13 protein-coding genes are annotated in these 12,507 nt (G+C 56.4%); 1 reads left to right on the forward strand and 12 read right to left on the reverse strand.

All coding sequences use genetic code 11. The features are described from left to right. Position 1: 1 nt before the first annotated feature. From K7H09_RS04330 to K7H09_RS04355, 6 genes are all read right to left on the reverse strand, one after another. Positions 2 to 1,162 carry an ABC transporter ATP-binding protein gene (locus tag K7H09_RS04330; RefSeq protein WP_230803736.1) on the reverse strand — a complete coding sequence of 387 codons (1,161 nt, stop codon included), beginning with the start codon at positions 1,160 to 1,162 and terminating at the stop codon, positions 2 to 4. Further along, on the reverse strand, positions 1,155 to 1,823 hold the full coding sequence (gene modB / locus K7H09_RS04335; RefSeq protein WP_027958096.1) for a molybdate ABC transporter permease subunit: 669 nt from the start codon (positions 1,821 to 1,823) through the stop codon (positions 1,155 to 1,157). The genes K7H09_RS04330 and modB overlap by 8 nt, the downstream gene beginning before the upstream one ends. Before the next feature lie 13 nt (positions 1,824 to 1,836). Next, a complete protein-coding gene (gene modA, locus K7H09_RS04340) occupies positions 1,837 to 2,613 on the reverse strand; it encodes a molybdate ABC transporter substrate-binding protein (protein ID WP_141440720.1) in 777 nt (258 codons plus the stop codon). After that, positions 2,600 to 4,075 carry a pyruvate kinase gene (pyk, locus tag K7H09_RS04345; protein WP_039859403.1) on the reverse strand — a complete coding sequence of 492 codons (1,476 nt, stop codon included), beginning with the start codon at positions 4,073 to 4,075 and terminating at the stop codon, positions 2,600 to 2,602. The genes modA and pyk overlap by 14 nt, the downstream gene beginning before the upstream one ends. A 118-nt stretch (positions 4,076 to 4,193) precedes the next feature. Continuing rightward, entirely contained in the window at positions 4,194 to 4,682 is a 489-nt protein-coding gene (locus K7H09_RS04350; protein ID WP_022522264.1) for an ureidoglycolate lyase, read from the reverse strand. A 134-nt stretch (positions 4,683 to 4,816) separates the two neighbouring features. Beyond that, positions 4,817 to 5,647, reverse strand: coding sequence for a bifunctional allantoicase/(S)-ureidoglycine aminohydrolase (locus K7H09_RS04355; protein ID WP_027958098.1), 831 nt, complete (start codon positions 5,645 to 5,647; stop codon positions 4,817 to 4,819). A gap of 247 nt (positions 5,648 to 5,894) precedes the next feature. On the opposite strand from K7H09_RS04355, the gene K7H09_RS04360 reads away from it, so the two are divergent. Beyond that, a complete protein-coding gene (locus tag K7H09_RS04360; protein ID WP_141440719.1) occupies positions 5,895 to 7,343 on the forward strand; it encodes a YfcC family protein in 1,449 nt (482 codons plus the stop codon). Positions 7,344 to 7,354: 11 nt separating this feature from the next. On the opposite strand, the gene K7H09_RS04365 is transcribed toward K7H09_RS04360, so the two are convergent. From K7H09_RS04365 to puuE, 6 genes are all read right to left on the reverse strand, one after another. Next, positions 7,355 to 8,083: an amino acid ABC transporter ATP-binding protein gene (locus tag K7H09_RS04365; RefSeq protein ID WP_141440718.1), complete on the reverse strand. Its 729-nt coding sequence runs from the start codon at positions 8,081 to 8,083 to the stop codon at positions 7,355 to 7,357. After that, positions 8,064 to 8,720: an amino acid ABC transporter permease gene (locus K7H09_RS04370; RefSeq protein WP_230803739.1), complete on the reverse strand. Its 657-nt coding sequence runs from the start codon at positions 8,718 to 8,720 to the stop codon at positions 8,064 to 8,066. Before K7H09_RS04370 ends, K7H09_RS04365 begins: the two co-directional genes overlap by 20 nt. Beyond that, complete coding sequence (locus K7H09_RS04375) at positions 8,717 to 9,394, reverse strand: amino acid ABC transporter permease (protein ID WP_141440717.1); 678 nt, start codon at positions 9,392 to 9,394, stop codon at positions 8,717 to 8,719. The genes K7H09_RS04370 and K7H09_RS04375 overlap by 4 nt, the downstream gene beginning before the upstream one ends. Positions 9,395 to 9,402: 8 nt before the next feature. Further along, positions 9,403 to 10,257, reverse strand: coding sequence for a transporter substrate-binding domain-containing protein (locus tag K7H09_RS04380; RefSeq protein WP_141440716.1), 855 nt, complete (start codon positions 10,255 to 10,257; stop codon positions 9,403 to 9,405). Between the two features lie 322 nt (positions 10,258 to 10,579). Beyond that, entirely contained in the window at positions 10,580 to 11,455 is an 876-nt protein-coding gene (locus K7H09_RS04385) for a MurR/RpiR family transcriptional regulator (RefSeq protein WP_041158875.1), read from the reverse strand. Between the two features lie 22 nt (positions 11,456 to 11,477). Beyond that, a complete protein-coding gene (gene puuE, locus K7H09_RS04390) occupies positions 11,478 to 12,413 on the reverse strand; it encodes an allantoinase PuuE (RefSeq protein WP_009287395.1) in 936 nt (311 codons plus the stop codon). Positions 12,414 to 12,507 lie beyond the last annotated feature (94 nt).

The following is a 12,507-nucleotide window of genomic DNA, read 5'->3' on the forward strand; positions in this document are numbered from 1 at the left end:
CTTACTTCCTTTTGTCATGCGCATCTGCGCGAACTCGGTGGCCTGGCAAAAGGTAAATGCCTGCTGCCAGCAGCGAAACCTTCACCACGGCGCCGCTGGTTAACTGATTACGCCGGGCGGCATGGGTGGCAATATCAAAACGTAACATATCGCCGTGATCGACGCTTAGCGAAACTGAAGTGATGCCGCCCAGTACGACCAGTTCGCTAACGGTGGCAACGACCGGGTTCTCCCGCTCGCCGTGTGAAGGACGGCCGCGACGGTGAAGCACAATATCGGAGGGCGGCAAGTACCAGGTGACTTTTTCACCCAGCGTCAGATTATCTAGCCCCTCGGCTACCTCGAGATAATTTTCGCCCCACCGCAGCCGACGCTTGCCGCCCTCATCCACCACTATCCCTTCAAACAGATTATGGCGGTCTAACAAGCGCGCCACCAGCGGCGACAACGGCCGACGAAAAAGCATCTCAGGAGCATCTTGCTGCAGGCTGACGCCGTTATGCAACACGCAGATTTGGTCGGCCAGCGCGGCGGCTTCTTCCAGGTCGTGGGTCACCAGTACAATAGGAATCTCGATCTGCTGACGCAGCAGCGCCAGCTCGCGCTGCAACCGCCGCCGGGTCACTTGATCCACCGCCGAAAACGGCTCATCGAGTAACAGCACTTTGGGGTCACGGGCCAAGGCGCGGGCCAGCGCCACACGCTGGCGCTGCCCCCCCGAAAGCGCGTTGGGGTAACGCTTGCCCAGCCCGTCTAAACGCACCTTGGCTAGCCACTGCTCGGCCTGTTCACGGCGTTGCGGTTGGGGCAGGTGGCGCAGAGGAAGTTGAATATTTTGCGAGGCGGTTAGGTGCGGAAATAGCGCATAGTCCTGAAACACTATGCCGACCTGTCTACGCTGGGGCGAGAGTGAATGCTTACGCTCGGCGTCAAACCAAACCTCTCCAGCGCACTCCACTCGCCCGCCCTGGGGGCGATAAAGCCCGGCAATAGTGCGCAGCAGCGTGGTTTTGCCGCTGCCCGATGGCCCTACCAGCGCCAGCAGTTCACCGGGTTGGCAAACAAACTCGGCGGCCAGTGGAATCGGCCCCGTTTGATTGACCGCCACGCTCAACCCTGCAATCGGCCCAGAGACCGGCTCTGTGATGCGCGAATCAGCCACGTACCCACCGCCTGCGCCCGGCCAGACCATAGACGAGCCCCAAGGTAATAAACGATACCAACAGCAGCAGCGCCGACATCTGTGCAGCGCCCTGTTCATCGAAGGCCTGGACGCGATCATAAATGGCAATAGCGAGAGTGCGGGTTTCACCATCAATGGCGCCACCCACCATCAAGATGACGCCAAATTCGCCCAGCGTATGGGCAAAGGTGAGCGCTGCCGCTGACATAATGCCGGGCCACACCAAGGGCAGTTCGATGCGCAGCAGTGTCTGCCAGGGGCTCAACCCGCTGCACCAGGCCGCTTCACGCAGGTTGTGGGGTACATGTTCAAAGGCGCGCTGAATAGGCTGCACGGCAAACGGCAAATTGGCGATCAGGGAGGCCAACAATATGCCTGTGAAAGTGAAATTCAGCCCGCTACCGGTCATTGCTGCCCAAAACGAGCCCACTGGCGCGTCGCGGCCAAAGCTCAACAGCAGATAAAAGCCCAGTACGGTAGGCGGCAATACCAGCGGTAGTGCGATCAGCGCTTCGCATAGCCCTTTGCCGCGGAAACGCGCATAGGCCAGAGAACGACCTAGCCAAATAGCGATGGGTAGCAGGATAAGACAGGTGAACGCCGCTAGGCGTAATGAGACCGAAAGCGCCGACCAATCCATTATGCTCCTTCCATTATTCGACGCTAAACCCGTAGGTACGCAAAATGGATTGTCCCTCATCCTCTTGCAACCACTGATAGAAGGCCGTGGCAATATCTCCAGCCTGATTGGTCAGTACCATTCGCTGGCGTAGTGGGCTATGCCACTCTTCAGAGATAAGTACGTACTCACTTCGCTCACCTAGTGTGGGAGCCAGCGCCAAGGAGTAAGCCACCAGCCCACCGCGCGCATCGTCGGAGAGCGCAAACTGCGCCGCCTGGGAGACATTTTCGCCCAGTATCCGCAGCGGCTCTGTTTGCTCCCAAAGCCCGGCGTACTCAAGCGCCTGCCGCGCCGCCACGCCATAGGGGGCGTGTTCAGGGTTGGCCAGGGCGATGCGCTCAGTAGTCCCCGCCTCTAACGCGGTTTTAACCGCTTCAAGCGGCGTCTCCTCGTTAGGTAAATCACCACGCCCTGCGCGCTGCAGCCACACTAAACGACCAATGGCGTAAATCACGCCCTCATCTTGTGTGTAGCCCTCCTCATAAAGCGCTTGAACGTAGCGCTCGTCAGCAGAGAGATAGAGCTCAAAGGGCGCGCCCTGGGCAATTTGACGCCGGAAGTTGCCTGACGAGCCAAAGTTTAGCCGTAGGGCGTGGCCGGTTTCCTGCTGAAACTGCTCTGCGGCTTCTGTCAGCGCAAACTGTAGATCAGAGGCCGCCGCCACGATAGGCGCCTCCGCCTGCGCAGGGGAACCTATCAGAAGCAAGCAGGCGAGCAGCAACCCATGCGCTAATTTAGCTTTTAGCATGCTCGTCAGTAATCTCCATTACCTTCATGGTATTGGTGCCGCCATGGGCGTTCATATGGTCGCCGCGAGTTAGGATTACATGGTCGCCAGGTTTGGAGATACCGGTCTTAACCAGCATCTCGAGGGCCCGGTCGTTTAGCTCGGTGGCGCTCATTGCGGAGGTATCGAACGGTAGCGAAACAACACCGCGGTAGAGCGCCATGCGGCGTTGGGCAATGGGATTATGCGCCAAGCCAACAATCGGCAGGCCCGAACGAATGCGCGAAGCGATCAGCGGTGTATAGCCCGATGAGGTCATACAGGCAATCGCGGTAATGCCGGTCATATGGTTGGCCGCGTACATGGCGGAGAGCGCAATGGTCTCGTCAGGGCGGGAAAAGCCTTCATGAATACGGTGACCGGACTCCTGGGCGGTTTTTTCCCGCTCAGCTCCCAGGCAAACACGTGACATGGCTTCTACGGTTTCCAGCGGGTAGTCGCCCGCCGCGGTTTCCGCCGAGAGCATGACCGCATCGCTGCCATCCAGCACCGCGTTGGCCACGTCAAACACCTCAGCGCGGGTGGGAAGAGGCGCTGAAATCATGCTCTCCATCATTTGCGTGGCGGTAATGACCGCACGGTTGAGCGAACGCGCTCGTTTGATCATGCGCTTTTGCACGCCGACCAACTTGGCATCGCCAATTTCTACGCCTAGATCACCTCGCGCCACCATGACCGCCTCAGAAGCTTCGATAATGCCATCCAGGGTGGCATCATCCGCTACGGCTTCGGCACGTTCGACTTTGGCCACCAGGCCAATCTCTTTACCCGCCTCACCTAATAAGCGGCGTGCTTCGAGCATATCTTCAGCATGGCGGGGGAAAGAAATGGCCAGGTAATCGACGCCAATCTCAACGGCGGTCTTAAGGTCTTCTTTATCTTTTTCAGTCAATGCCGGAGCGGAGAGCCCACCGCCCTGCTTGTTGATACCTTTATGGTTAGAGAGCTTGCCTCCCACGACCACGGTGGTATGCACCTGTTGGCCGTCAACACGGGCCACGTCCAGCACCAAGCGCCCGTCATCTAACAGCAGGCGGTCGCCGGCGGTCACGTCTTGGGACAAGGTCTTATAGTCGCAGCCGACTTGATGCACATCGCCCGCATCGCCATCCAGCGCCATATCAAGAATAAACGGCTGGCCCTCTTTAAGCACCACGGCCCCATCTCTAAACCGCGCAATACGAATCTTGGGCCCCTGTAGATCACCCAACACCGCGACGCTGCGGCCTAGCTTGGCGGCTATTTCACGTACCTCGGTTAGTCGGCGGCGGTGATCATCCGCTGTGCCATGGGAGAAGTTAAGACGCACCACATCGACACCCGCCTTGAGCATGGCTTCCAATACGCCTTCCCGGTCGCTGGCAGGCCCAAGGGTGGCGACAATTTTGGTACGACGGATCGAGGAGAAGTGCAGTGCGTTCATAATGTTCCAACCATGCAATTTAGCGTGTAGTGACTTTTATTAAGTAACTCTATCCAGTAACCCTAGCTTACCAGTTTAACGCGCTCTATATGACAGCAGTGCAACGCAGAGGGTTGGTTTAAGTCAACGTCACGGTGATAGTGAGAGGAAACTCATCGCAGTTATTGCCATCACCGCCGCGATCCACTACCAAAAACTCGCCTTCACGCTCCAGCACCGATTGAATGGCGTGCCAGGTGCCTGCTCGGTAGTTCACCCCTTGGCGGCCATCGGTGACAAACGCTCGCACGTCTGCAGGGTTAATATGTTCCCCCGGTGGGGCTACCACCACAATAAAGCGCTCCTGGTGCAGCGGCATAAACGCCTGACTGCCCTGGGGGTGACGCTCTAAAAACGTTAGCTCCAACGGCAGTGTAATCGGCTGGCTCACGAAGATATTAATCAGCGTGTGAGCGTTTTCGCCTAGAGTTTCCACCTTGGCAAGATCATGGTGGCGCTGAGTGCGCCCGGCGTTGATGGGAAACGACGCGGAGGTGCGCGCATCAATCACATCGCCAAAAGGGGCGAAGGCCTCTGCGGTCAACGGCTCGGCTTTTAGCTCTAGCATTGTTGTATCCTTCTAAAGTTCTTTGTTACTCAGCGTGGCATGGCTACTTCCAGCCTGATAAATGCACTAGTGGGAGGCAGCTTTAGCTCGCGACCCTTTAAAGCTGCCTGCTTGAAAAGCTGGAGCAACCAGTTTTAACGAGCCCCCAGACGAAGAGCAGGATGGCGATTAACATCTTTATACAGCAGATATCGGAACGGCCCTGGGCCAGCGGCGTAGCAAGCCTGGGGGCAGAAGGCACGTAACCACATGAAATCGCCCGCTTCCACTTCTACCCAGTTTTGATTCAGGTGATAAACGGCCTTGCCTTCGAGCACATAAAGGCCGTGTTCCATGACATGGGTTTCATCGAAAGGAATTACGCCGCCGGGCTGAAAGGTAACGATATTGACGTGCATATCGTGGCGAACGTCCGCAGGGTCGACAAAGCGTGTGGTGGCCCAGCGTCCTTCAGTGCCCGGCATTTCGATAGGCGCAATGTCCTGCTCGTTGGTGACAAACGCCGTTGGCACCTCGAGCCCTTCCACAAACTCATAGGCCTTGCGTACCCAGTGGAAACGTACCGGCGCGTTGGATTCGTTGCGCACCTGCCACGAACTGCCAGGGGGAATAAACGCATAGCCACCGGGCTGCAGGGTGTGGCGCTCGCCCGACAAAGTAAGCGTTAACTCACCTTCCACAATAAACAGCACGCCTTCCGCCTGAGGATCAGGCTCGGGCTTATCGCTGCCCCCTTGGGGCTGGACTTCCATAATGTACTGGGAGAACGTCTCGGCGAACCCCGACAACGGCCGCGCCAGCACCCACAGCCGGGTGCCTTCCCAAAAGGGAAGATTGCTGGTGACGATGTCGCGCATCACGCCTTTGGGGATCAGCGCATACGCTTCAGTGAACACGGCGCGATCAGCGGTGATTTGCGTTTGCGGCGGGTGCCCGCCGGTGGGAGCGTAGTAAGTAGCTGGCATTTTTAAACCTATTTGACTTAGTAAAAACACACGTTATTCATCTTGTATACAAGATTAGCTAACCACAATAAAGCAATCTTTAACAAAGCTCTTGTGAAACACTCCTCCCAATAGTAACTTCTTTAGAAACTTTCGTTTCATAATTCTAAGATCATACGAGCATGTCCAAAAACAGCAACCTCGGCGCGGCGTGACGCCCGCTAACCGCTGCTCAGGTCAGCTACTTATAACAAACGCGAGGCATAGCATGTCCCAACACACCCCCTCTTCGTCTTCCTCAGATCGCCCCACGCCCAAGAAAAGCTGGTGCCGGATCCCTGACATTTACGCGGTTCTGTTCATATTTATCGCCCTGGCCGCGATAGCAACGCACTTTGTGCCGGCCGGGCAGTTCGAGCGTGTTCCTGGCCCGAATGGGCGCATCACTATCGACCCGAACTCTTATGAGCAGATCGCTTCGTCACCAGTTGGCATCGTCGACTTTATGCTGGCGATCCCGAATGGCTTAATGAGTGCCGGTGAAGTTGTCTTTTTCACCTTCATGATCGGCGGTATGTTCATGGTGCTAAGGCGCACCGGCATTATTGAAATAGGTGTGGACAAGCTAACGCGCCGCTTTGCGCGACAGAACCTGCTCACTATCCCCGTGTTGATGACGGTTTTTGCCCTCATAGCGACGGTTATCGGTACCCAAGAGTTGGCGCTGGTCTATGTGCCGGTCATCTTGCCGCTGATGATTGCCTTGCGCTTTGATTCAGTCACGGCCGCGGCGGTGGCACTTTGTGCTACCACGGTCGGTTTCACGACGGGTGTGCTCAACCCCATCAATACCGGCCTAGGACAGCAACTCTCAGATCTTCCTCTCTACTCCGGCTATGGCTTGCGCGTTGTGGCGTTTGTGGTGATGTTAGCCGCGGCCATTTTCTTCGTTATGCGTTACGCCCGTATGGTGCATCAAACACCTTCACTTAGCCTGCTGAGCAGTGACACTAGCGAATCCGAAAAACGCTCGCTTTATCAACATGCTGACAATAGCCCAGCCTTAATCGCCAGCGCTCGCCAGAAGCTCGCGGCCATCGCCACCTTCGCCTTCTTCGCGGTACTCGTCTATGGCGTACTGCAGCAAGGCTGGTTCATGATGGAAATGGCAGGCCTGTTTATCATCATGGGCATTGTTGTGGGCCTAATAGCAGGCCTCGACACCGACGAAATATGCGCAGGCTTCAACCTGGGCTTCCGAGACGTGCTGGTCGGCGCCATGATCGCCGGCGTCGCACGCGGTGTTGCCGTGATGCTGGAAGATGGCCACATCATGGACACGCTGGTGTTTGGGCTTGGCAACCTCGTAGGCGGTCTACCCACCCTGCTTTCGGCGATTGGCATGTTCTTCGCCCAGCTAGGCTTCAATTTCATTGTCCCCTCCGGTAGCGGCCAGGCCCTGGTCACCATGCCGCTGATGGCACCGCTCTCCGACATCATCGGCGTTACCCGCCAAACGGCGGTGCTGGCGTTCCAGTTGGGTGACGGTATCGGCAATATTTTATACCCGACCTCAGGCTACTTTATGGCGACCCTGGCGCTGGCGGGTGTGCCGTGGCAAAAGTGGGTCAAATTCTTCTTCCCACTTTTTTGCGTCTGGATAGCGATTGCCCTGGGCTTTCTTATTTTCGCCCAGGCAACCCAGTGGACCGGCTAGAAGTGGATCGACTAGAGCACGGCAGAGATAAACTGCTTTAGCTCCGGCGTTTGTGGGTTGCTGAATAACTCTCTGGGGGCGCCCTCTTCATGGATGCGCCCCTGGTGCATAAACACCACGCGGTCGGCCACATCACGTGCAAAGCTCATTTCATGGGTGACCAGAATCAGCGTCATGCCCTCGGCCGCCAACGCTTCCAATACGCGCAGCACTTCCCCGACCAGCTCAGGGTCAAGTGCTGAAGTCACCTCATCGCAGAGCATCACTTTGGGGCGCATGGCCAGCGCCCGGGCGATGGCGACCCGCTGCTGCTGACCACCGGAAAGCTGCGCCGGGTAGGCATCGTATTTGTCGGAGAGGCCCACTTTCTCAAGCACTTCGCGGGCGACTTTCTCGACCTCGGCTTTCTCCTCGCCACGCACCACCAGCGGCGCCAAACAGACGTTCTCACCCACGGTTTTATGGGGAAACAGATTAAAGCTTTGGAATACCATGCCGACGTTTTCACTCAGCTCTTTGGGCGACATTGACGCCGCATCGAGCTGCTTATCGGCAATGGTGATCTCGCCGCTGTCATGTTTTTCCAGCTGATTCAGGCAGCGCAGCAGGGTACTTTTACCCGAGCCACTGCGACCAATAATCGCCACCACTTCGCCTTGCGCAACTGAAAGGTTGATACCTTTAAGCACTTCCAGGTCGCCAAAGGCTTTATGAACGTTATCAACGTAAACCAGCGTCATAGAGCTTTTTCTCCAGATAGCGCGCGTAGCAGGAAAGTGGGTAGCACAGCGCGAAGTAAAGCAGAGCCACAAGGGCAAAAATGGTGAAGGGTTCGAAGGTGGCGTTATTGAGCATGCTGCCCGCCTTGGTCAGCTCGACAAAGCCGATGATGGAGGCCAGCGCCGTGCCTTTGATGACCTGTACCGAGAAACCCACCGTGGGCGGAATCGAAAGCCGCAGCGCCTGAGGTAGAATCACATGGCGCATGGTCTGGAAGTAGTTCATGCCCAGCACCCGCGCCGCGTGCCACTGCCCTTTGGCAACCGCCTCTAAACAGCCGCGCCAGATGTCACATAGAAAAGCACTGGTGAATAGTGTCAGTGCGATGGAAGCCGCCAGCCAGGCAGAGATCGGATGCCCCATGGCAGCAGCGCCAAAGAAGATCAAAAACAGTTGCATCAACAGCGGCGTACCTTGGAACAGGTCAACATAAAGAGACGTTAAGCGCTGCAGCCAGCGGTTGCTGGAGAGGCGCATAAAGGTCAGTAGCAGTCCCACCGTCGCACCGCCCACAAAGGCAATCAACGACAGCACAATGGTCCAGCGGGTTGCCAGCAGCAGGTTGCGCAGAATGTCCCAGAAGGTGAACTCAATCATCGTTGTTCTCCTTGCTGATAGGCGAATACCCGCTTGCCCACCAGCATAAAGCTGCGCCGCATGCCGAAGGCGAGGAGCAAATAGACCAGCGTGATCAGCAGGTAGACTTCAAAGCTGCGAAAGTTGCGCGATTGGATAAAGTTAGCGGCATAGGTCAGGTCAAATACCGATATTTGCGACACCACCGCCGAACCCAGCATCACAATGATCGACTGACTGATCAGCGCGGGGTATACCCTGGCAAACGCGGGCACCAGCACGATATGGCGATAGCTTTGCAGTGTGGTCATGCCCAGTGCACGCCCAGCTTCTAACTGCCCTTTCGCCGTGGCGCTAATACCGGCGCGTAGAATCTCGGCGCTGTAAGCGGCCAGGTTGAGCGTCATGGCAATAAACGCCGCGGTAATGGCATCAATTTTAATGCCGAGCCCCGGCAGTCCAAAGAAGATAAAGAACAGTTGCACAATGAAGGGCGTATTGCGGGTTACTTCGACGTAGCCGCCTAGCCCCCAGCGCACCCATGGCTGCGCGTTGACGCGTAAATACGCCACTGCCACCGCCAGCGCTAGCCCCGTCAAGGTGGTCACCACGGTCAAAACGACCGTGGTGGTAAGACCTTTGAGGAGCTCACTGGCGTAGGGCAACAGGGTAAGAAAATCGAATGTTGGCCCCATGCTAAACCTCAGCTACCGAAGTTTTCAGGCAGGTCGGCACTGAACCAGCGCTGAGATAGCTCATTCAGGGTGCCATCTTCCAGGCCTTGTGCGATCAGGCGATTCACTTCTTCCATTAACGCTGGCTCGTTTTTATTCATGCCCACGTAGCAGGGTGAATCTTTGAGCTGATAAATCAGCGAGGGCGCACGGTCGCTGTTTCGTTCGGCGATTTCGGCGGCGACTACGTTACCGGTGGCTACGTAATCGACCTGACCGGAAAGAAACGCAGAAATGGTGGTGGCGTTGTCTTCAAAGCGCTGCACCGTCGTGGAGTCCGGGGCAATATTGGAAAGCTCCATATCTTCCACGGCACCGCGGGTTACCCCAATGGTTTTATCGGCCAGTCCTTCTGGGCCTTCCACGCTTTCATCTTCATCAGCGCTGAACACGCCTAGAAAGAACGGCGCGTAGGCATCAGAGAAATCAATTGCCGCTTCACGCTCCGGGTTCTTACCCAGGCTAGAGATCACCAGGTCCGCCTGGCCGGTCTGTAAGTAAGGGATACGGTTAGCGCTAGTCACGGTAATCAGTTCTAGCTGAACGCCCATTTCGTCAGCGAGGTATTGGGCCATATCAATATCGTAGCCGCGCGGCTGCAAGTCGGTGCCTACCGAGCCAAACGGTGGAAAATCTTGCGGGACAGCTATCCGGATAGTGCCGCGTGATTCGATATCTTCTAGCGCATCCGCCTGAACGTTTGGGCTAGCGGTAATAGCACCGAGGGCCACAGCGGCACTCAGCCCTGTGGCTAAAACACCGGACTGTAGGCGTTTGAATTGGTTAGAGAAAGAGTGATTGAAACGGTGCGATAGCGATTTCATGGTGTTCTCCTAATAAGAGCAGCCTGACAAGGGCATGTCGGCCAGTGAGTAGCCGTAGCGGTATTAGTAAGGGATGCAGAGCGAGTGAAAGCTTTGTTGCATAAAACCCAACAAAGAAACTTTCGTTTCACCTGACCACCTATTAGCAACAGCGATACCAGAAGTGGCTAACGTTTTTTAGAACAGCAGCTTAGCGGACACGCAAAGCCACAACGCAGCGATTGCCGCGTTGAGAGGAAGGTATAAAAAGAGAGAGATGCAACGTTCTGGTGCAGTTTTCATCCTTTAATAGGACGAGATGCACCATTAAAGGTGGCCCAGCCTATTGAGCGCTCCAATCCACGCTCATCGTAGGCGCCTCCAACTCACTAAGCTCGGCGTAAACATCGCTGATCGCGCTGATGCGCTCTCGACCTTCTGCAAGGCGACGGTGCAGTACGCCGTTGGCAATCAGGCAGATCAGGCTATTGGTGGCGGCGTAGCTATCGAAGGCGGAGAGGCTTTCCAGCGGCGTTTCAAAAAACCACGTTACTTGTGAGGCGAAATTGACCGCGGTGGGGTCAGCCAGCAAGGCTACCTTGGCCGGTGAGCGCTCAAGTGCATTAATTAGCGAAGCAAATGCCGCTGGGCGGCGGCGAAAACCAAACAGCACCACCACGTCCTGCTCGGTGAGATCGACGATCTCTTCCGCTAACGACTGATTTGGATGAGGAACCACTCGCACCTGGGTGCGCGCCTGAATCAACTGCTGGCGAAAATGCAGCGCTAGCGGGTAGCTGTTACGAAAACCGATCACGACCACATGACGCGCGCTATCCAACCGCTCTACCAGTGCCGCAAATTGATCCGCCGCAATGCCATTTAAGCAGCGCTGCAGATTATCCTGCTCCCGCTGCAGATGGCGCTGAAACGGCGCCCCGGCCTCTTCCTGCATGGCGTTGGCGTCGATCACCAAAGGCACACCCAGGTTACGTAGCTGGCGGGCGTGGTCTTTAACGGTGCGGTAGCTCTCGAACCCCAGCCGCTTGAATAGGCGGCTAACCGTCGATTTGGATACCCCGGTCAAACGCGCCAAATCAGCGGCGCTATACACCGCCAGATCATCAAAGTGATCGAGAATAAAGCTCGCCACCCGCTGCTCCTGGGCAGTTAGCGCGTCAAACTGGGCGGTAATTCGCTGTCCGATATGCGGCGTCATAGCATCCTATTAAACTGCTTAATTAACGAGTTGCCGGGTGGTGCTCAGCCCAATGGCGGGCGATATCGACCCGCCGGGCAACCCACACGCGGTCGTGGGTTTCGATGTAATCCAAAAAGCGCTGCAGAGCGCGAAAACGCCCAGGGCGACCCAATAAACGGCAATGCATGCCCACCGAGAGCATTTTGGGTGCCTCCTCCCCTTCTGCGTAAAGTACATCAAAGGCATCGCGCAGGTAGGTAAAGAAGTGATCCGCCGTATTGAAACCTTGCGGCGCGGCAAAACGCATATCGTTGCTGTCCAGCGTGTAGGGCACGATCAGGTGGTTGTGGTCACCGCCCTGACTATCGGTCACCTGCGTCCAGAAAGGCAAGTCGTCGCCGTAGTAGTCGCTATCGTAAAGGAAACCACCTTCGTCTAGCACTAAGCGCCGGGTATTGGGACTATCGCGACCGGTGTACCAGCCTTGGGGTTTTTCGCCATAGAGGCGTTGAAAAATCTCCATGGCCTGCTGTAGATGCTCGCGCTCAACGTGCTCGGGCACTTCCTGATAGTGAATCCAGCGATAGCCATGGCAAGCAATCTCGTGGCCCAGCTCTTTAAATGCCAGGGCGACATCCGGGTTACGCTCCAGCGCCATGGCAACGCCAAACACCGTGAGCGGCAAATCACGCTTCTCAAATTCACGCAGAATGCGCCATACCCCGGCGCGAGAGCCGTACTCGTAGATCGACTCCATGCTCAAGTGGCGATCCGGATAAGCCGGTGCGCCGATAATTTCCGATAGGAACTGCTCGGAGCCTGAGTCGCCGTGCAACACGCAGTTCTCGCCGCCCTCCTCGTAGTTGAGCACAAACTGAACGGCAATTTTGGCCTTGTTTGGCCAGTTGGCGTGGGGCGGGTTGCGTCCATAACCGATCAAATCGCGGGGATAGTGGCCCTTAGGTGACGACGACATAGCTAGCTCCTTGATTCATACAAACCATTCATACAAACCCGGGCAGATCATTGGCAAATAGCCGCCCAGCAATACAGAAAATTATTTGTATACA

It is taken from the genome of Halomonas sp. IOP_14 (assembly GCF_021021315.1).
In the GTDB taxonomy this organism is placed as follows: domain Bacteria; phylum Pseudomonadota; class Gammaproteobacteria; order Pseudomonadales; family Halomonadaceae; genus Vreelandella; species Vreelandella titanicae.